We start from the raw sequence: 18,560 nt of genomic DNA, 5'->3' as shown, positions 1-18,560 counted from the left end.
GCTGCGCGCAGGTTTCGAGTGAGCCCTGGGAGCCGCATCGATGAAGATCCGTGATCGCGCCGAATATGCCAGCAAGCCCCGGCCGCTGACCACCACGCCCGACCAGCTGGTGGTCGATGCGGCGCAGGCGATGTCGGCGAAGAATTACGGATCGATCATCGTCGTCGATCCCGACACGCGGGTGATCGGGATGATGACCGAGCGCGACATCCTGCGCCGCGTCGTCGCTGAACGCCGCGACCCCATGACGACTCGCGTCGGCGAGGTGATGACCACCGAATTGCGGTTGGCGCGCGCCGACGACGATCTGGTTGGCTGGCTGCGCATCATGTCGAACGAACGCTTTCGCCGGTTGCCGATCGTCGATGCCGATGATCGGCTGGTCGCGGTGATGACGCAGGGCGATTTTGTGTCCTATACCTGGCCCGAGCTGCTCGGGCAGGCCAAGAACATGGCCAAGGCGACCTTCGGCCCCGACCTCAGCATGGCGTTCATGGTGATCGGGCTGCTGATCTACACCGTCGCGATCATCGTCGCGGTCGCGATCTTCGCCACCTGATCGCGGCTTTGCCAGGGGGGGCGGATCGCCTAGACGAGGACATGGCTTCGCCCCCCGACAATGCCACCATCTGGCCCGCCGCGACTGTGGTCGTCATGCGCGATACCGGCGATGCGGCCCCCGAAATCCTGTTCGTCGAGCGCGCCAAGGCAATGACCTTCGCCGGCGGCGCGATCGTGTTCCCCGGCGGCCGCGTCGACGATGCCGATCGCGCCGCCGCGCTCGCGCTGGCGGCGGCCGATATCGACGAGGCGGCGGCACGGATCGCCGCGATCCGCGAGACGATCGAGGAAGCCGGGCTGGCAATCGGGCTGGCCGACCCGATCGACGTCGAATCGGCGCGCGCCAGGCTCTATGCCGGCGAGACGATGGGGCAGGTGATCGGGCTCGACCGCATCGACCTCGACGCGTTGGTGCCCTTCGCGCGCTGGCGGCCGCAGGGGGTGTCGCACAAGATCTTCGATACCCGCTTCTACCTCGCGCAAGCGCCCGCCGATGCGGTGCCCGCAGTGGTCGACGGCAACGAGAATAGCCGGCTGTTCTGGTCGAGCGCGCAGCACGTGCTCGACGAAACCGCGGCGGGGCGGATGCGGATCATCTTCCCCACCCGGCGCAACCTCGAACGGCTGGCGCTTTTTTCCAGCTTCGCCGCGGCGGTCGATCATGCGCGGCGGTATCCGGTGCGGACGATCGTCCCCTGGATCGAATGCCGCGGCGGGATCGACCAGCTCTGCATTCCCGAAGACCTCGGCTATCCGGTCACCCACGAAGCGCTCGACGGCGCGCTGCGCGCGTGATCGCGGTTCGGCGGATCATCGGGTCGGTGGCGATCGCCGCGATCCTGCTGGCGATCGCCTTCGCGCTGTTCGCCTTCGTCCGCAGCCGGCCGCAGGACATGCCCTGGACCGAGCTCGACCTCGGGCAGCCGGTGGGCATGTTCACCCGCGGCAAGCTGGTGGGGCTGCGCGAAGATTTCGCCACCTGCCGCGGGCTGCTCGATCGCGCGGGGATCGAATATACCGCGCTCGCCCCCGTGAGCGCCGGCCAATGCGGCTATAGCGACGGCATCCGCTTCACCGACGGCGGCGCGCGCCGGATCGAGTTCTCACCGTCGAACCTGGGGGTGTCGTGCCCCGTCGCCGCGGCGCTGGCGATGTGGGAATGGAATGTCGTCCAACCCGCCGCCCAGCGGCATTTCGGCAGCCGCGTGACGCGGATCGACCATCTCGGCAGCTATAATTGTCGCCGGCTCTATGGCCGCGACGAGGGCGATTTCAGCGAGCACGCCACCGCCAACGCGGTCGATATCGCAGGCTTCCGCACCGCCCAAGGCGACCGGATCAGCGTATTGAACGACTGGGACGACAGCGCAGCGAAAGGCGCCTTCCTGCGCGAGGTACGCGACGGCGGCTGCGATCTGTTCGCCACCGTCCTGTCCCCCGATTACAACGCCGCGCACCGCGACCATTTCCACTTCGACCAAGCCAATCGCGGCGCCGGCTGGGGCGCCTGCCGCTGATCCCCTCCCGCCTGCGCGGAAGGGGAGGGCGGCTCAGTTGGGCAATGCCGCGGTGTCGACCTTCTCGACCCAGGCGGGATAGAAACGCGGCTGGCGGTTCGACCAGCCCGACGCGGTCGCCGCGGCTTCGCTGATCGACTGGAGCAAGCGCCGCCGCAATTCGGGATGCAGCGTCGGTAGCGCCGCCGCGGCGCAGAATGCCGCGGGCAGCCAGGGCCGGACATCGGCACCGATCAACCGCTCATAGAGGAAGCGATAGGCTGCGAAGGTGGTCAGCCGACCCTGCGCTAGGTCGAACGCCGACACGCTCACCAGCGGTGCCATGAACGGCTCGACCGCTTCGAGCCCGCTATCGTCGGGCACCAAAGCCCGAACCTCGGGAAGCCGGTCATAGACCCGCGTCTGTGCGCGAATGCCCGCGGCCTCGACCACGTCGCGCGACCAGCGCGCCATCGCGTCCTGCCGATCGAGCCCGACATCGAGCGATCGCCGGACATAACGCTGGGTCGCCGCGCTGAAGCCAGCGAACTCTTTCATCTCCGCCAGCGCCATCGCGCCTTCGGCCGGTTTCATCTTCGAACCCATCGCCTACTCCCAACGCTCGTTTTGCACGGTTCACCGTAGAACAGTCAGGTTAACCAAAAGCTGAACCCTGCGTTGTCCCGTGTTCATACAGAGGACCATGGATGGTGGTGCAATGCAACAATCTATGCGATCGGCCGCACGCGCTGTACGCAAAAGAGGCAGAGCGTATTGTTTGTGCAACATTCGGGCATCAGCTACCCGATAGGCGCACCCCGTTGGCGATGACCCAGCCGCTGGTGCACGGTCCGTCATAGCCGCGTGCGCGCTCGATCCGGCCGCGTACGCCGCAATCGGCATCGGGCTGCGACAGCGGCGGCACGACGACGCCGAGCCAACGCTGGTCGAGCGTCCGCGTGCACACATACATGCCGATGCCGGGGCCCAGCCCCACGACGCTGTCGGCCTCGGCAAAGGGCGATTCGCGCAGCGTCAGCGTCGTCGCGCCGGGCTCGACATTGGTGACGGTGGCGCGCGATTGGCAGGCAGGAAAGCCGGGGCCGCCCTCGCCGATGCGCACCGGGCGCAGCCCGGGTTGGAGCGCGCTGGCGGTGGCAGTCGCCTCGGGCGTGACGGTATTGGTCTCGACCGTGGCGAAGTTGCATGCCGCCAGCGGCAGCGCGATGACGAGGGGAAATAAGCGCATAGCGCCGTGTAGAGGCTTATCGGCGGCAAAGCGAGCGCGCCAAAAATGGTTCCGGGCGTTCGTCGCTCCCGATCAACGCCTCGTCCGATCGACCGGCCAACGGGCTATCGCGCCACCTGAAGCCCTGCTTAACAGGCTTCACAAGTTCACAGGGCCTTGGGGGGCTTCATGCAAATCGGTCGTCTGGCAGCGCGTTTCGCGCTGACGCTAAGCTGTTGCCTGCTCACGGCTACCCCGGCATTTGCCCAGTTCTGGCAGTGCGTGCCCTATGCCCGCAAGGTTTCGGGCATCGAAATCCGCGGCAACGCGCACACCTGGTGGGACCAGGCCAAGGGCCGCTACGAACGCGGCACCACCCCCAAGGAAGGCGCCGTCCTGTCGATGGCCTCCACCCGCCGCATGCCGCTCGGCCATGTCGCCACCGTATCGCGCGTCGTCAGCGACCGCGAAGTCCTGCTCACCCACGCCAATTGGTCGCGCCGCGGCGGGATCGAAACCGATGTCCGCGCGATCGACGTGTCGGCAGCGGGCGACTGGAGCTCGGTCCGCGTCTGGTACGGCCCGATCGGCGGCCTTGGCACCAGCGCCAACCCCGCCAACGGCTTCATCTACCGCGACGGCGAACCCGCCGCCGCCCCGACCGCGATCGACGCCCCGGTGCTGATCGCGACCGCCGCGACGGTATCGATGGACAAGGCAGTAGCAGTAGACTGAGCGTTCTTCCCTCTCCCGTTGGCGGGAGTTCGGGGTAAACAGCACGGGGTGCTGTTTACCCCGAACTGGTTGCGCAGACTTGGTCTCGCTCCTTCAGCGAGGCCTAGTCGTAGCTTGGTGAGGGTGCCGCGCTTGCACTTGCAAGCGCGCGAGCCGGAGGCTCGCAACCACCCTTCATCCAACCTACGCTAGCCAGCAAGCTGGCAAGCTCCGCTATCCTTCTCCCGCCAGCGGGAGAAGGAGCTCCCCGCCTCAAACCGCGCTGAACACCATCGCATCGCCGTTCATACAGTAACGCTTCCCCGTCGGCGCCGGGCCGTCGTCGAACACATGCCCCAGATGCCCGCCGCAGCGCCGGCACACCACTTCGGTCCGCACCATCCCCAGCATCTTGTCGGTGCGCAGCGCGATCGCGTTCGGGCGCGGGGCATAGAAGCTCGGCCAGCCGGTGCCGCTCTCGAACTTGGTGCTCGACAGGAACAGCGGCAGCTTGCACCCCGCGCACGCATAGACGCCCTTGCGCTTCTCGGCGTTGAGCGGCGAGGAATAGGGCCGCTCGGTCCCCTGCTCGCGCAGGATTGCATATTGCGCCGGCGACAGCCGCTTCTTCCACTCGGCATCGCTCAGCGTCAGCGGATAGCGCTGCGCCGGTTCGGTCTGCGCGGGCGAACAGCCGAGCGTCACGGCGACGCTACCGACACCGGCAATTGTCAGGAATCGGCGGCGATCGGTCTGCATCGAAAATCCTCTGGCTTGGAACTCACGATGTAGGTTCGCGCGCGCGATCCGAAAGGTTGCACCCTCAATAGCGGCTGAGTTCGACCGGCAGGCGCCGATAGCCATGGACGAAGCAGCCCGCGATCCGCTCGGGCGCGCCTTGCACGTTCACGCGCAGCCGGCGCTTGGCCATTTCCTCGATCAGGATGCTGATCTGCAACTCGGCGAGCCGCGCGCCGACACAGCGATGGATGCCGTGGCCGAACGCCAAATGCCGTCGCGCATTGGACCGATCGACGCATATCGAATCGGCGTCCTCGAATACGCTCTCGTCGCGATTGGCCGAGACATACCAGAGCGCCAATTTGTCGCCCGCGCGGATTTTGTGGCCGCGCAATTCGGTATCGGCCTTGGCGGTGCGGCGCATATGGCTGAGCGGGGTCTGCCAGCGGATCAGCTCCTGGGTGGCGTTCGCCGCCAGGCCGGGATCGGCCTCGAGCTTGGCGCGCTCGTCGGGGAACTGGTCCAGCCCCCAGGCATAGGCGCTCATCGAATTGCGCGTTGTGTCGTTGCCGCCGACGATCAGCAGGATCAGATTGCCCAGATATTCATGCTGGCGCATCTCGGCCATCGCGTCCGAATGGATCATCATCGAAATCAGGTCGGGGGTCTTTTCCTTGCCCACCTTGGCATTCCACAAATCGGTGAAATAGCTCGCGCATTCGAACAAATGCACCAGCCGCTGCTGGCGAAGTTCGGGGGTCTTGATGCGCTCGATATCGCCCGCCCAATCGGACCAGAAGGTGAGCTTGCGCCGATCTTCCCACGGAAAGTCGAACAGGATCGCCAGCATCTGCGTCGATAGCTCGATCGACACCTTGTCGACCCAGTCGAAGCTTTCGCCCACAGGCATCGCGTCGAGCAGCTCGCCGGTCCGCTGGCGGACCGTCGCGTTCAGCCGCGCAATTTCGCTGGGGGTGAAGGCGGGCGCGACGGTGCGCCGCTGGCCGGTATGTTTGGGCCGGTCCATCGCGATGAACATCGGCATCTTGACGTCGACTCCCTCCTGGAAGTCGGCCAGCGTAATCCCGCCGGCGTGCGACGAATAGAGTTCGGGCAGCGATTCGACCTCGACCAGCGGCTTGTAGCTGGCGACCGACCAATAGGCGCCGAAATCCGAATGCTCGGTGTAGTGGATGCCGCCCTTGGCGCGCAGCTCGGCGAACGGCGCGTGCCAGCTGTCGTCGCGATAGAGCTCGGCGCGGCTGACGTCGAGCGGATCGACCGCGCGCGCGGGTGCCTCGGGTGCCAACGTCGCCATTCTCGCCTCTCCTTATGTGGGAGAAGAATGCCGCAACTAACATCAGTGTCAATATGCAACCATTTCTCCCCCGTCAGGGGGAGGGGGAGGGTACTCGCCCCAGCCGATACGCCCGCCCGGTGCTACCGCCCCACCAGCGACCCCCAGCGGAACTTCGGCCCCGCCGATTGCAGCACCCCGCGCCGGAAGAACCGCGCCCCCACCGACACCGTGATCGCCACCCACAGCAATTGCCACGCCACCGCCAGCACATGCGGCCATAATTCGGGCGAATTGGCCGCCTTGGCGCCCATCGCGAAGGGCGAACTGAAGGGGAAGACCTCGGCGAAGGTCGCAAGCACGCTGTCGGGCTTCGCGGCGGCGGCCTGCGACAGCGCGAACATCCCGACCTGGAAGATCGTGATCGGCAGCGACAGCATCTGGATTTCGCGCGGGGTCGATGCCTGCGCGCCGATACCCAGGAACACCGCGCCCAGCAGCATATACGCCATCGTGAAATAGACGATGAACAGCAGCACGAACGCCGGCATCCCCACCGCCGGCCCGGTGGCGGCGAAGGCGCGCGCGAATTCGGGCGGCAGCAGCGACCCGACGTTGAAGACGATCGTCCCCCAGAAGGCGAGGAACAGCAGCGCCACCCCGAACATCCCCAGCAGCTTGCCCAGGAACACGCTTTCGAGCGGCACCGCGGCGGCGAGGATCTCGATCACCTTGTTCGATCGCTCCTCGGCCATCGTCCCCACCGCCTGACCCGCGAGCAGCAGCGTCAGGAAGAACAGCCCGAACACCGTGAAGAACGCCGCCTGGCCCTGGCCACCGATCGAAATCGTCTCGCGCGTCACCTGGCGCTTGGTCGCGATGCTGCGCGGCGCGAGCGCATAGGCATCGGTACGCAGCGTCTGTTCGGCCAGCTCGGCCAGGTAGCTCGCGGTCCGCCCGCCCTGCGGCCCGTACACGATCGTCGGTCGGTCGAGCGAACCGTACAGCACCGCCGACACATCGACATCGCTCGAATCGAGTGCCGCGCGCGCCTGCGGGGCCAAGTCGCGCGCCGGAGTGTCGATCCGCAGCGGCGGCGGTGCGTCGCTTTCGCGGAACACCGTGCGCAGGCGCTTGTCGATCGCGGTCATCCGCGCGCCCGTTGCTGCATCGGCGATCGCGACGATCCGCACCGTCTTGTCGCGGCTTTCGGCCATCGTCGCCGCACCCAGCCCGCCGATCGCGCCGAAGCCCAGCATGATCAGCGGCGCGAGCAGGAACAGCAGGAAGGTGGGGGTGAACACCGTCGCGGTGAAATCGCGCCGCGCGACCGTCATCGTCTGACGGATCAGCCGTGCAGTGTTGCTCATATCAGCTGCTCCGCCGCTTCGCGTCCGACGATCTTGACGAAGGCGTCGTGCAGCCGTGGCCGCTCGATCGACAGCCCAGAAATGCCGTGCCCCGCATCGATCAGCCGCACCAACAGCGCCTCCATTCCTTCATCGGGAACGGTAAAGCGCCACCCGCCATCGGCGCGCTCGGCATCGGCGGGCAGCAGCGCGCGGACGCCGTCATGCTCGAAATGCGGCACATAATGCGCCTTCAGCGGCAGCAGCGCGCGGGCATCGGCGACGGTGCCCTCGAACCGCGCCTTGCCGCCGGCGATGATCGTCAGCCGGTCGCACAGCCGCTCGGCATGCGCCATGACGTGGGTCGAAAACAGGATCGTCGCGCCGCGATCGCGCTGCGCCAGGATCAGCGCCTCGAGCCGTTCCTGGTTGACCGGGTCGAGCCCCGAAAAGGGTTCGTCGAGCACCAGGAACTTGGGTTCGTGCACCACCGATCCCAGCAGCTGGACCAGCTGCGCCATCCCCTTCGACAATTTGCGGATCTTCTCGTCGGTCGCGTGACCGAGCCCCGCCGCTTCCATCAGCGTCACCGCGCGCCGCCGCCCCTCGGCCCAGTCGAGCCCGCGCAGCGCGCCCATGAAGGCGATGGCGTCCTTGGCGCGCATCCCGGGATACAGGCCACGTTCCTCGGGCAGATAGCCGACGAGGTCGCTCGCGTCGCGCGGGCGGTCATGCCCCATCAGCGTGCGCGTACCCTCATCGGGCTCGATGATCCCCAGCAGCATCCGCAGCGTCGTGGTCTTGCCCGCACCATTGGGGCCGAGCACGCCATAGATCGACCCCATCGGCACCGCGATGTCGATCCCGTCGACGACGCGCCGGTCGCCGAACCGCTTGACCAGCCCGCTGGCCGACAGCGCGAGTTGTTGTTGCTCCACCCCACACCCCAATCCGTTCGGTTCGAGCGAGGTCGAGAACCATCCCCGCGTCTCCCGCCCGCTTGCCAACGGGGAGGGGAGTGCCCTTGAACCCTTTGCGTGGTAGCGGGCGAGCGTGCCCGAACACAAGCCTCTCGAAAACCGTATCCGCGCCAAGGCCGCCGAGTTGGGCTTCGTTGCGTGCGGCATCGCAGCGGCCGACAGCGCACCGCGCACCGGCGAGCGGTTGCGGCAATGGCTGCACGACGGGATGCACGGCGACATGATCTGGATGGAGGCGCGCGCGCATCACCGCGAAAGCCCCGCCGGCCTGTGGCCCGAAGTACGCTCGGTGATCGCACTCGGCATGAGCTACGCCCCCGCCGCCGATCCGCTCGCGCTGGCCGACGCGCACGATGTCGGGCGCATCTCGGTCTACGCGCAAGGCGCCGACTATCACGACGTCGTCAAGCGCGCGCTCAAGGCGCTCGGCCGCTGGCTCGCGACCGAGGCGGGTTGCGACCTCAAGGTGTTCGTCGATACCGCGCCGGTGATGGAAAAGCCGCTGTCGGAGGCGGCGGGGCTCGGCTGGCAGGGCAAGCACACCAATCTGGTCAGCCGCGCGCATGGCAGCTGGCTGTTCCTCGGCGCGATCTACACCACGCTCGATCTCGCGCCCGACACCCCCGGTAGCGACGCTTGCGGATCGTGCGACGCCTGCCAGCGCGCCTGTCCCACCGACGCCTTCCCGCAGCCCTATCGGCTCGATGCGCGGCGCTGCATCTCGTATCTCACGATTGAACATGCCGGGCCGATCCCGCACGAATTCCGCAAGGGCATCGGCAACCGCATCTATGGCTGCGACGATTGCCTGGCGGTGTGCCCCTGGAACAAGTTCGCCGCGACCGCCGCGCGCAACCTCGCCTTCGCCCCGCGCGCCGAACTGACCGCCCCGATGCTATCCGACCTGCTGGCGCTCGACGATGCGGGCTTCCGCCAGGTGTTCGCGGGCTCGCCGATCAAGCGGATCGGCCGCAATCGGATGATACGAAACTGCCTGATCGCCGCGGGGAATAGCGGTAATGGGGCGTTGCTGCCGGCGGTGGGGGTGTTGCGCGACGACCCAGACCCGGTGGTCGCCGAAGCGGCAGGCTGGGCGCACGATCAACTAACCTTCTCCCCTCCCTGAAAGGGAGGGGCCGGGGGTGGGTCGAGTGTTCACGATACGACCGCCCAAGGCGCCGTCGGGTACCGTACCCCAGGACCCGACCCACCCCCAACCCCTCCCTTCCAGGGAGGGGAGCAATTCACCCCAGCGTCAGCGCGCGCGCGGTACTGCTCGCAAGCGGTTCGTCGAAGCGGCAGCCCATCACCCCCGCCTCGCACCACACCACCGTCGCCGCGACCGGCATCGCCCCGGTGAAGCGCAACCACAGCCGGTCACCCGGCGTCTGCGCGTCCTCGACCAGGATGCGGCAGCCATAGATCGACAGGTCCTTGAGCTCGGCATCGACGGCTTCCTCGCCGTGGCGGCGTACCGTCGCGCGGGTGACGACGACGCGGTGTCGTGGGGCGCTGCGCCCTTCGAACAGTGCGGGATCGACTTGCCGATATCTCGTCGCACGCGTTGCCATCTATTTTCCTTCCGCGTCAGCGATGGCGCAAAACACTGAAAAATCAATTAATCACTTCTATCGCCCGCCCGCGCGCCGGGTGAGCGCGGCGACACAGCTCGCGCGGTCGATCGCGCGGCCGTCGCGCTGGCGCGCATCGACATGCGCGACCACCGGCACCCCGCCGCCCTTGGCGGGGTAGAGATACGCATCGAGCACGCAGATGCTGCTCGCGAATTGCAGCTTGCGCCCGGTGCCTTCGGTCACCTCGGCGTTGGGCTGGCCCATCAGCCCGACCAGCGCATTCTCGTTCTGGCCGAGCACGCGCTCGAGCCCGACCGCCGAATATGTCGCGATCGCCGGCGGCGGTGCGGTGCCTGCGACCGGGGTGGGGATGGTGGCGCAGCCGCTGGCGAGCAACCCGCCCGCGACGATCGCCGATACTGCCCTCATGCGCGTTTCCTTTGGTGATACCAGTGCGTCGCCATCGCCGCCGCCACGACCGGCGCCAGGATGTTGGCGACCGGTACGACAAGCAGCCCGGTGCCGACCAGCCCCAGCACGAAGCGGCGGACGCCGGTGGTCGCACGCCAATCGCGCATCGCCGCTTTGGGCATGTGCCGCGCCGCGACCATGTCGCCAAGGTCGCGCCCGAGCAGCCAGCCATTGACGAGGAAGAACAGGATCGCCGGGCCGACCCCGGTCACCAGCAGCGCGAGATAGACGGGGAGCAGCACGAGATTGACCAGCACCGTCCGCGCTGCCGATCCCAATCCCATCGCCAGCCCGCGCGCGAACGGCACCGGCGTGGCGGTCGCCAACGCCTGCGGGTAATGCCGCCGCTCGACCGCCTCGACCACTTCGTCGGCGAACACGCCCACCGCCGCGATCGCCACCGCGCGGAACAACAGCCACGCCCCGCCGATCGCCAACAGCACCGCGACGAAGCCCGCCAATTGCTGCCACCCGGTCCCCGCGCCCAGCCAGTCCGCGCCACCGCGCGCCGCCGCCCAGAACCCCGCCGCCAGCGCGACGAACACGATCAGCGTTACCGCGAACGACTTCGCAAGCACGCGCAGCACCGGCGGGTCGGTCAGTTGCGCGATCGACAGGGTGAGGGCGCGGATCATCCGCCCTCCATAGCCGTATCGCGCGGCGCTTGCGAAGCGCCGTATCGGGGGTGGTCAATCAGGCGCTCGGGCGATACGCGCAGGACAACGCTTTTCCCGGAGACCCATGTGACCGAACCCACGCTAGACGTCGTCGCCATCGGCAACGCCATCGTCGACATTCTCAGCCAGGCCGACGACGCCTTCATCGCCGAACAGGGGATGACCAAGGGCTCGATGCAGCTGATGTTCTCGCCCGCCGAAGCCGATGCGCTGTATGCCAAGATGGGTCCGGGCCGCGAAGTCTCGGGTGGTTCGGCGGCGAACACCGTCGCGGGGATCGCGGCGCTGGGCGGTAAATGCGGCTTCATCGGCCAGGTCGCCGACGACCAGTTGGGCGAAGTCTTCGCGCACGACATCCGCGCCGCGGGCATCCGCTTCGACACCAGCGTCCGCGCGGGCGAGCCGACCACCGCGCGCTGCCTGATCTTCGTCACCCCCGATGGCCAGCGGACGATGAACACCTTCCTGGGTGCGTCGCAGTTCCTCCCCGAAGCCGCGCTCGACCGATCGCTGATCGAAGCCGGCGCGATCCTGTATCTGGAAGGCTATCTTTGGGATCCCGAAGAACCCCGCCAGGCGATGCTCGCCGGCATCGACATCGCACGCGCGGCGGGCCGCCGTGTCGCCTTCACGCTGTCCGACACCTTCTGCATCTCGCGCCACGGCGGCGATTTCCGCCAGCTGATGGCCGACGGGCTGATCGACATCCTGTTCGCCAACGAGAACGAGCTGCTCGCCTTGTGCGAGACCGAGGATTTCGAAGCCGCGGTCGCCAAGGCGGCGGCGCAGGTGTCGCTGCTGGTGGTGACGCGCAGCGAGCATGGCGCGATCGCGGTGAAGGACGGCGAGCGCTTCGCGGTCGCCGCCGAGCCGATCGCGCGCGTGGTCGACACCACCGGCGCCGGCGACCTGTTCGCCGCAGGCTTCCTGCGCGGCCAGGCGCAGGGCCGCGACGTCCAGACGTCGCTGCGGATGGGCGCGCTGTGCGCCGCCGAAATCATCTCGCATTACGGTGCCCGCCCCGAGGTCGATCTGCAGGCGATGATCGAAGCCAAGCTGGGGTGAGCGATAAATTCCGTTCGGCCTGAGTAGGGACTGAGCGAAGGCGAAGGCTCGTATCGAAGGACATTGCCCGAAGCTGACGGCTGCTTCGATACGCCGCTTCGACAAGCTCAGCGGCTACTCAGGACGAACGGTTCCGGCCAGTTCCGGCGCCGCCCACCAAATACAAATAAGGCCGGGGATCGCTCCCCGGCCTTTTTCGTGTCGTAAGCCCCGCGCCCTCAAGGATGCGGGATATGCGCCGGGTCGTTGTCGAGATCGACGACGGTCACGATCCCCTTGCCCAGATGGCTCGACTTATAGCCATACAGATAATAGATCACGAGCCCGATGCCGCCCCATGCCGGCAAGACGATCATCGCCTCGAACGGCAGGTTCAGGAACAGGAAGATACAGCCCGCGATCGTCGCCGGCCCCACCAGCCACAGCGCGGGCACGCGGAACTTGCGCTCGCGCGTAGGCTCCGACTTGCGCAGCATCATCACCGCCACCGCGACCATCGCGAAGGCATAGAGCGTCCCCGCATTGGCGATATCGGCGAGCTGCCCCACCGGCAGGAAAGCCGCGGCGAACGCCACGACCGCGCCGGTGATCGCCGTCACGATGTACGGCGTCTTCCACTTCGGGTGGATCTTCGACAGGCTCTCGGGCAGCAGGCCGTCGCGCGACATCACGAAGAAGATGCGCGTCTGGCCGAACAGCAGGATCAGGATCACCGACGGCAGCGCGACGAACGCCGCGATCCCCAGCAGGTTACCCACGGTCGAGAAGCCGATCATCCGCAGCACATGCGCCAGTGCTTCGTTCGAGCAGACCAGCATGTCGGCATATTGCGGCAGCGCGCATTGCTGCGCGAGCGCTTCCGATCCGGCGGGGAAGGGCACCCCGCCCGGACCCATGATCGGCTGGCCGCCGATCGTGCCGATCGCGCCGGCGGCGACCAGGATGTAGAAGACGGTGCAGAAGCCCAGCGACCCGATCAGGCCGATCGGCACGTTGCGCTGCGGGTCCTTGGTCTCTTCGGCCGCGGTCGACACCGCGTCGAAGCCGACATAGGCGAAGAAGATCGTCGCCGCGGCGCCGACCGCGCCGACGCCCGAACCGAAGCCGCCGAACACGCCTGCAGGCAGGAACGGGTTGAAATTGGCCATTTCGGACTGCGGAAGCGTCAGCACGATGAAGACGGTGAGCGCGGTGACCTTGATCGCCACCAGTACCGCGTTGACCTTGGCTGATTCATTGGTGCCGATCATCAGCAGCCAGGTCACCAGGCCCGCGATCACCACCGCGGGCAGGTTGATGAACCCGCCGGGGACGCCGCCCAGTGCCAGCGGGCCGCCCGCCAGCCATGCCGGCAATTCTATCCCGAAGAACTGGTTGAGGATGGTGCCCGAGAAATATCCCGACCACCCAACCGCGACCGCGCTGGCGGCGACGGCATATTCGAGCACCAGCGCCCAGCCGACCGTCCAGGCGAGCAATTCGCCCATCACCGAATAGGTATAGGTATAGGCCGATCCCGCGACCGGGATCATCGCCGCGATCTCGGCATAGCAAAGCGCCGCGACGATGCAGATCAGCCCAGCGATCGCGAAGGCGAGCATCAAGCCCGGCCCCGCCTTTTGCGCGCCCGCCGAGGTGAGCACGAAAATGCCCGTGCCGATGACGCAGCCGATGCCGAACAGCGTCAGCTGGAACCAGCCCAGTGTGGGCTCGAGCGATTTGGCTTTCGCCGTCGCCAGGATGGCGTCGAGTGGCTTTACGCGCCCAAACTTCATGAAGCTATTTCCCCCAAGGGTGACGACCGGCCCTTGCCGTATCGCCCGATCCAAGAAAGGCGCGAGCCTAGTGGCTAATACGCCCCGTGCAATCCCTCTTGTCGCCACAATGTCCCTCTCTCGCTCCTGGAGAGGGAGGGAGCCGCGCAGCGGCGGAAGGGTGAGGGCGTGTCGGGGGTATCGTCCGCCAGGACAGCCCCTCACCTTATCGGCGCCTCTGCGCCTCTTCCCTCTCCCGCCTGCGGGAGAGGGAGGGAGCCGCATAGCGGCGGAAGGGTGAGGGTCTGTAAGCCACGTGCCGCGAACGCGCGGAAGAAGCTCACCCCGCCAGCATCGGCCCCAATTTCCGCCCGGCGAAGATATGCACATGCAGATGCGGCACTTCCTGGTGCGCATCCTGCCCGACATTGGCGAGCAGCCGATATCCCGGCGCCACCAGCCCCGCCTCGCGCGCAACCAGCCCCACCGCGCGGACAAAGCCCGCAATCGCCGCGTCGTCGGCGGTCGCGCTGAAATCGTCCCACGAGACATAGCGCCCCTTGGGGATCACCAGCACATGATGCGGCGCCTGCGGGTTGATGTCGTGAAAGGCGAAGGCGTGTTCGTCCTCATACACCTTCTTGGCAGGGATCTCGCCGCGCAGGATCCGCGCGAAGATGTTGCCGTCGTCATAGGGCTGCGTCGCGTCGATCGGCATCAGAACCCCCCTCCCGCTTGCGGGAGGGGCCGGGGGAGGGCCTGTTCCCGATCGCCGGACTTGTTGATGTCGCGAATGGTCCCCGTGCTGCTTCCCCCCGACAGCGGAAGCGGCGACGACGCCGGTGCGGGGTCAGCCACGGGCGGTTCCACGACCGGCTTGGCGACTGACGCAGTCACCGGTTCCGCCTCCGCCGCAACCTTCGGCCGCGCAGCCTTCTCGACCAGCCCCGACACCCCCTCGCGCTTGGAAAGCTCGGCGCGCACATCGTCGAGCGTCAGCCCGGCGTCGACCAGCACCACCAGCAAATGGAACAGCACATCGGCGGCCTCGCCTACCAGCTCGGCGCGGTCGCCGCGCACCGCCGCGATCACCGCCTCGACCGCTTCCTCGCCCAGCTTCTGCGCGATCTTGGGGCGGCCCTTGGCGAACAGGGATGCGGTGTAGCTCGCGCCCGGATCGGTGCCGCGGCGGCTGCGGATGACGGCTTCGAGCGCGTCGAGGGGGTCGGTAAAGGCCATGGCCGACGGCTTCGCGCGCACCACGCAGGGTGTCAATCCTCGCGCACGTCGTCGGCCTTGCGATGGCGTCGCCGCATCGCGCGCTGCGCCAGCCACAGCCCGATGACGACGATTCCGAAGATCGCCGCGTCCGACAGCGAAAAGCCGTTGCGCCGTGTCACCCCGGTATGCGCGGCAAAGCCGGGGGCGGCGAACAAGATGAGGATGGCAAGGCGCAGCAGGTCCATGCCGCGCCCTACCACCCAGGTTCACACCAAAGCGTTAACCGGCCGCCGCACCGGAATGCCGGCGGAGGCCAGCGCCGCATGCGCGTCGGCGATGCTCGCCTCGCCGAAATGGAAGATCGAGGCGGCCAGCACCGCGCTGGCCCCGCCGTCACGGATGCCGGCGACCAGATCGTCGAGCCCGCCGACCCCGCCGCTCGCGACCACCGGCACCCGAACCCGCTGCGCGATCGCGCGGATCAGCGCGAGGTCATAGCCGCCGCGCGTGCCGTCGCGGTCCATCGAGGTGACGAGCAACTCGCCAGCGCCCAGCTCGGCGAGGCGAACCGCATGCTCGATCGCGTCGATCCCCGTCGCCTTGCGCCCGCCATGCGTGAACACCTCCCACCCATCGCCGCTGCGCCGCGCATCGACCGAAGCGACGACGCATTGGCTGCCGAAGCGCGCCGCGATGTCGGACACGACTTCGGGCCGCGACACCGCCGCCGAATTGACCGCGACCTTGTCGGCGCCGGCGAGCAGCAGCGCGCGCGCATCCTCGGCCGATCGCACCCCGCCGCCGACGGTGAGCGGCATGAAGCACACCTCGGCGGTGCGCCGCACCACGTCGAGGATCGTGCCGCGTGCCTCATGGCTGGCGGTAATGTCGAGGAAGCAGAGTTCGTCGGCGCCGGCGGCATCATAGGCACGCGCCTGCTCGACCGGGTCGCCGGCATCGCGCAGATCGACGAAATTGACGCCCTTGACGACCCGGCCATTGGCGACGTCGAGACAGGGAATGACGCGCGCGCGAACGGTCATGACAAAAGCCCTCTCCCCTCCGGGGAGAGGGTTGGGAGAGGGGCTGTGCGAAACCGCATGCGTTGGCTCACTGCCCCTCTCCCCGGCCCTCTCCCCGGGGGGGAGAGGGAGGCTGGCTGGCCATTGCAATCGCCGCGCTCAGATCGAGCCTGCCATCATACAGCGCCCGTCCGGTAATCACCCCTTCGACCCCGTCGCTGACATGCCCCACCAGCGCCGCAATATCCTCGATCCCCGCGACCCCGCCGCTGGCGATCACCGGAATCGCCACCGCGCGCGCCAGTGCAACCGTCGCCTCGACGTTGCAGCCTTTCAGCATCCCGTCGCGCCCGACATCGGTGAACAGCAATGCCGCCACCCCCGCATCTTCGAATCGCCGGGCCAGATCGACGACGGTGACGTCGGATACATCGGCCCAGCCCGCGGTCGCGACCATGCCGTCGCGCGCATCGACCGCGACGACAATCTGCCCCGGATGCGCCGCCGCCGCGGCTCGCACGAACTCGGGGTCCTTCAGCGCCGCAGTCCCGATCACCACCCGCGCAACGCCAAGCTTCAGCCAGCCCTCGACCGCCGCGATGTCGCGGATGCCGCCGCCCAATTGCACCCGCCCCGGAAACGCAGTGACCACGCCGCGTACCGCATCGCCATTCACCGAACCCCCGGCGAATGCGCCATCGAGATCGACGACATGCAGATGATCCGCCCCCGCATCGGCAAAGGCGCGTGCCTGCGCCGCCGGATCGTCGCCATACACCGTCGCACGGTCCATATCGCCCTCGGCCAGCCGGACGACCTGGCCAGCCTTGAGGTCGATCGCGGGGAAAATCGTCAGGGACGCCATGCAAGAAACCTCTCGAGCAGCGCGATGCCGTAGCGCTGGCTCTTTTCTGGGTGGAACTGGATACCGATCAGATTGTCGCGTCCGATCGCCGCGGTCACCGGCCCGCCATGCTGCGTGGTGGCGAGGACGTCGGCACCCTCAAAGGCATAGCTGTGCAGGAAATAGGCCTCGCCGGGTTCGATCAGCGGGTGCGCGTGCGTCGGCACCACGTCGTTCCAGCCCATATGCGGCACGCGCACCTCGGGCGAATCGGGCAGCAGCCGCACGCTCCCCTCGATCCAGCCAAGCCCGGCATGGACGCCCATTTCCTCGCCGGTGGTCGCCATCAATTGCATGCCGACGCAAATCCCCAGGAACGGCACCCCGCCGCGCAGCGCGCGCTCCTCGATCGCCTCGACCATCCCCGGCAGCGCGCGCAACCCATCGGCGCAGGCGGCGAACGCGCCAACACCGGGCAGCACGATCCGCTCGGCGCGCCGGACGATATCGGGATCGGCGGTAACCGCGATGTCGCGCGCGCCCGCGGCTTTCAGTGCGTTATGCACCGAATGCAGATTGCCCGCGCCGTAATCGATGAGGGCGACGCTCAATTCCCCCTCCCGCTCGCGGGAGGGGGGACTATGCCGCTCACGCGAACACTCCCGCCATCCCCGCCGCCGCCATGCTCGCGGTGAACGCCACCACCTCGAACGTCGCCACGCCCGAGGTGACGAACGGATCGGTCGCCGCCACCGCCTCGACCGCATCGGGCTCGCCGCGAAACAGCAGCACGCCGCCGGTGCGGGGCACGCGCCGCCCCGCGATCACCAGCACGCCCTGCTCGAACGCATCGGAAAGAAACGCCACATGCGCCGCCATCTGCGCATCGACCTCCTCGATCGGGCGCACATAGGTCAGCAGCACCAGGCACATCGGCGCGGCGGGGCGGATCATCGCGTCGCTCACAGCGTACCCTTGGTCGAGGGGATCGTATCGGCCTTGCGCGGGTCGATCTCGACCGCCTCGCGCAGCGCACGCGCCAGCCCCTTATACGCCGCCTCGATGATGTGGTGGTTGTTCTCGCCGTACAGCGTCTCGACGTGCAGCGTCAGCCCAGCGGTCTGCGCGAAGCTGTGGAACCAGTGCTGGAACAGCTCGGTATCCATCTCGCCCAGCCGCGTCTGGGTGAACGCAGTCTTCCACACCAGCCAGGGCCGGCCCGAAATATCGATCGCGACGCGCACCAGCGCCTCGTCCATCGGCGACAGCGCATCGGCATAGCGGCGAATGCCGCGCTTGTCGCCCAGCGCCTTGGCCACCGCCTCGCCCAGCGCCAGCGCCGAATCCTCGACCGTGTGGTGCTGGTCGATATGCAGGTCGCCCTTGGCGTGGAGTTCGATGTCGATCAGTGAGTGGCGCGAGAGCTGCTCGAGCATGTGATCGAAGAAGCCGACGCCGGTCGAGATGTCGTACACCCCGGTGCCGTCGAGGTTCACCGCGACGTCGATCGCGGTTTCGGAAGTGTTTCTTGAAATATGGGCGGTGCGCATGGATGGGCACATAGCG

At 67.6% G+C, this 18,560-nt stretch carries 23 protein-coding genes and 1 pseudogene; 6 read left to right on the top strand and 18 right to left on the bottom strand.

Annotated elements, in window-relative coordinates; all coding sequences use genetic code 11:
* Nucleotides 1–40 precede the first annotated feature (40 nt).
* Genes NMP03_RS09035 through NMP03_RS09025 form a run of 3 tightly spaced genes read left to right on the top strand, consistent with a single transcriptional unit; the run spans nucleotide 41 to nucleotide 2,078 of the window.
* The gene (locus tag NMP03_RS09035; protein ID WP_256505034.1) at nucleotides 41–559 is read left to right on the top strand and encodes a CBS domain-containing protein; all 519 of its coding nucleotides are present in this window, start codon (nucleotides 41–43) and stop codon (nucleotides 557–559) included.
* A 41-nt stretch (nucleotides 560–600) separates the two neighbouring features.
* Complete coding sequence (locus NMP03_RS09030; RefSeq protein WP_256505033.1) at nucleotides 601–1,356, top strand: NUDIX domain-containing protein; 756 nt, start codon at nucleotides 601–603, stop codon at nucleotides 1,354–1,356.
* Nucleotides 1,353–2,078, top strand: coding sequence for an extensin-like domain-containing protein (locus NMP03_RS09025; protein WP_256505032.1), 726 nt, complete (start codon nucleotides 1,353–1,355; stop codon nucleotides 2,076–2,078). The genes NMP03_RS09030 and NMP03_RS09025 overlap by 4 nt, the downstream gene beginning before the upstream one ends.
* 33 nt (nucleotides 2,079–2,111) lie before the next feature.
* On the opposite strand, the gene NMP03_RS09020 is transcribed toward NMP03_RS09025, so the two are convergent.
* The gene (locus NMP03_RS09020; protein ID WP_455153293.1) at nucleotides 2,112–2,651 is read right to left on the bottom strand and encodes a hypothetical protein; all 540 of its coding nucleotides are present in this window, start codon (nucleotides 2,649–2,651) and stop codon (nucleotides 2,112–2,114) included.
* A gap of 202 nt (nucleotides 2,652–2,853) precedes the next feature.
* A complete protein-coding gene (locus NMP03_RS09015) occupies nucleotides 2,854–3,306 on the bottom strand; it encodes a hypothetical protein (protein ID WP_256505029.1) in 453 nt (150 codons plus the stop codon).
* Between the two features lie 168 nt (nucleotides 3,307–3,474).
* On the opposite strand from NMP03_RS09015, the gene NMP03_RS09010 reads away from it, so the two are divergent.
* Nucleotides 3,475–4,020: a CHAP domain-containing protein gene (locus NMP03_RS09010; RefSeq protein WP_256505028.1), complete on the top strand. Its 546-nt coding sequence runs from the start codon at nucleotides 3,475–3,477 to the stop codon at nucleotides 4,018–4,020.
* Nucleotides 4,021–4,272: 252 nt separating this feature from the next.
* Here the strand turns inward: NMP03_RS09010 and msrB are convergent, their stop codons facing one another.
* The 4 genes from msrB to NMP03_RS08990 form a co-directional block, all read right to left on the bottom strand.
* Nucleotides 4,273–4,758, bottom strand: coding sequence for a peptide-methionine (R)-S-oxide reductase MsrB (gene msrB / locus NMP03_RS09005; protein ID WP_256505027.1), 486 nt, complete (start codon nucleotides 4,756–4,758; stop codon nucleotides 4,273–4,275).
* 64 nt (nucleotides 4,759–4,822) lie between these two features.
* Nucleotides 4,823–6,058 (bottom strand): cytochrome P450, encoded by a 1,236-nt coding sequence (locus tag NMP03_RS09000; RefSeq protein WP_256505026.1) that lies wholly within the window; start codon nucleotides 6,056–6,058, stop codon nucleotides 4,823–4,825.
* Nucleotides 6,059–6,180: 122 nt separating this feature from the next.
* On the bottom strand, nucleotides 6,181–7,407 hold the full coding sequence (locus tag NMP03_RS08995) for an ABC transporter permease (RefSeq protein WP_256505025.1): 1,227 nt from the start codon (nucleotides 7,405–7,407) through the stop codon (nucleotides 6,181–6,183).
* Nucleotides 7,404–8,324, bottom strand: coding sequence for an ABC transporter ATP-binding protein (locus tag NMP03_RS08990; RefSeq protein WP_256505024.1), 921 nt, complete (start codon nucleotides 8,322–8,324; stop codon nucleotides 7,404–7,406). Before NMP03_RS08990 ends, NMP03_RS08995 begins: the two co-directional genes overlap by 4 nt.
* A 115-nt stretch (nucleotides 8,325–8,439) precedes the next feature.
* Between NMP03_RS08990 and queG the strand changes: the two genes are divergently transcribed.
* Nucleotides 8,440–9,492, top strand: a complete 1,053-nt coding sequence (gene queG / locus NMP03_RS08985; protein WP_256505023.1) for a tRNA epoxyqueuosine(34) reductase QueG — start codon at nucleotides 8,440–8,442, stop codon at nucleotides 9,490–9,492.
* Between the two features lie 118 nt (nucleotides 9,493–9,610).
* Here the strand turns inward: queG and NMP03_RS08980 are convergent, their stop codons facing one another.
* The 3 genes from NMP03_RS08980 to NMP03_RS08970 are packed head-to-tail and all read right to left on the bottom strand — an operon-like array spanning nucleotide 9,611 to nucleotide 11,046.
* The gene (locus NMP03_RS08980) at nucleotides 9,611–9,937 is read right to left on the bottom strand and encodes a PilZ domain-containing protein (RefSeq protein ID WP_256505022.1); all 327 of its coding nucleotides are present in this window, start codon (nucleotides 9,935–9,937) and stop codon (nucleotides 9,611–9,613) included.
* A 57-nt stretch (nucleotides 9,938–9,994) separates the two neighbouring features.
* Nucleotides 9,995–10,369, bottom strand: a complete 375-nt coding sequence (locus NMP03_RS08975; RefSeq protein ID WP_256505021.1) for a hypothetical protein — start codon at nucleotides 10,367–10,369, stop codon at nucleotides 9,995–9,997.
* Entirely contained in the window at nucleotides 10,366–11,046 is a 681-nt protein-coding gene (locus NMP03_RS08970) for an EI24 domain-containing protein (protein ID WP_256505020.1), read from the bottom strand. The genes NMP03_RS08975 and NMP03_RS08970 overlap by 4 nt, the downstream gene beginning before the upstream one ends.
* Before the next feature lie 108 nt (nucleotides 11,047–11,154).
* On the opposite strand from NMP03_RS08970, the gene NMP03_RS08965 reads away from it, so the two are divergent.
* Nucleotides 11,155–12,153, top strand: coding sequence for an adenosine kinase (locus tag NMP03_RS08965; protein ID WP_256505019.1), 999 nt, complete (start codon nucleotides 11,155–11,157; stop codon nucleotides 12,151–12,153).
* A gap of 218 nt (nucleotides 12,154–12,371) precedes the next feature.
* On the opposite strand, the gene NMP03_RS08960 is transcribed toward NMP03_RS08965, so the two are convergent.
* From NMP03_RS08960 to hisB, 9 genes and pseudogenes are all read right to left on the bottom strand, one after another.
* A complete protein-coding gene (locus tag NMP03_RS08960) occupies nucleotides 12,372–13,928 on the bottom strand; it encodes an amino acid permease (protein WP_256505018.1) in 1,557 nt (518 codons plus the stop codon).
* A 319-nt stretch (nucleotides 13,929–14,247) separates the two neighbouring features.
* Complete coding sequence (locus tag NMP03_RS08955; RefSeq protein WP_256505017.1) at nucleotides 14,248–14,625, bottom strand: histidine triad nucleotide-binding protein; 378 nt, start codon at nucleotides 14,623–14,625, stop codon at nucleotides 14,248–14,250.
* Between the two features lie 200 nt (nucleotides 14,626–14,825).
* Nucleotides 14,826–15,146 (bottom strand): annotated as a pseudogene (locus NMP03_RS08950) (phosphoribosyl-ATP diphosphatase); the annotation flags it as partial.
* Between the two features lie 32 nt (nucleotides 15,147–15,178).
* A complete protein-coding gene (locus NMP03_RS08945; RefSeq protein ID WP_256505016.1) occupies nucleotides 15,179–15,373 on the bottom strand; it encodes a hypothetical protein in 195 nt (64 codons plus the stop codon).
* 21 nt (nucleotides 15,374–15,394) lie between these two features.
* Nucleotides 15,395–16,171 carry an imidazole glycerol phosphate synthase subunit HisF gene (gene hisF / locus NMP03_RS08940; RefSeq protein ID WP_256505015.1) on the bottom strand — a complete coding sequence of 259 codons (777 nt, stop codon included), beginning with the start codon at nucleotides 16,169–16,171 and terminating at the stop codon, nucleotides 15,395–15,397.
* 67 nt (nucleotides 16,172–16,238) lie between these two features.
* Nucleotides 16,239–17,015 (bottom strand): 1-(5-phosphoribosyl)-5-[(5-phosphoribosylamino)methylideneamino]imidazole-4-carboxamide isomerase, encoded by a 777-nt coding sequence (gene hisA / locus NMP03_RS08935; RefSeq protein ID WP_256505014.1) that lies wholly within the window; start codon nucleotides 17,013–17,015, stop codon nucleotides 16,239–16,241.
* Nucleotides 17,003–17,605, bottom strand: a complete 603-nt coding sequence (gene hisH, locus NMP03_RS08930; protein ID WP_256505013.1) for an imidazole glycerol phosphate synthase subunit HisH — start codon at nucleotides 17,603–17,605, stop codon at nucleotides 17,003–17,005. Before hisH ends, hisA begins: the two co-directional genes overlap by 13 nt.
* Nucleotides 17,606–17,642: 37 nt before the next feature.
* Nucleotides 17,643–17,960, bottom strand: coding sequence for a YciI family protein (locus tag NMP03_RS08925; protein ID WP_256505012.1), 318 nt, complete (start codon nucleotides 17,958–17,960; stop codon nucleotides 17,643–17,645).
* A complete protein-coding gene (gene hisB / locus NMP03_RS08920) occupies nucleotides 17,957–18,544 on the bottom strand; it encodes an imidazoleglycerol-phosphate dehydratase HisB (protein WP_256505010.1) in 588 nt (195 codons plus the stop codon). The genes NMP03_RS08925 and hisB overlap by 4 nt, the downstream gene beginning before the upstream one ends.
* Nucleotides 18,545–18,560 lie beyond the last annotated feature (16 nt).

Origin of the sequence: Sphingomonas qomolangmaensis (genome assembly GCF_024496245.1) — a bacterium.
Taxonomy (GTDB): domain Bacteria; phylum Pseudomonadota; class Alphaproteobacteria; order Sphingomonadales; family Sphingomonadaceae; genus Sphingomonas; species Sphingomonas qomolangmaensis.
The sequence above is the reverse complement of the archived record's forward strand: the minus strand, read 5'-3'. Positions and strand labels throughout refer to the sequence as shown.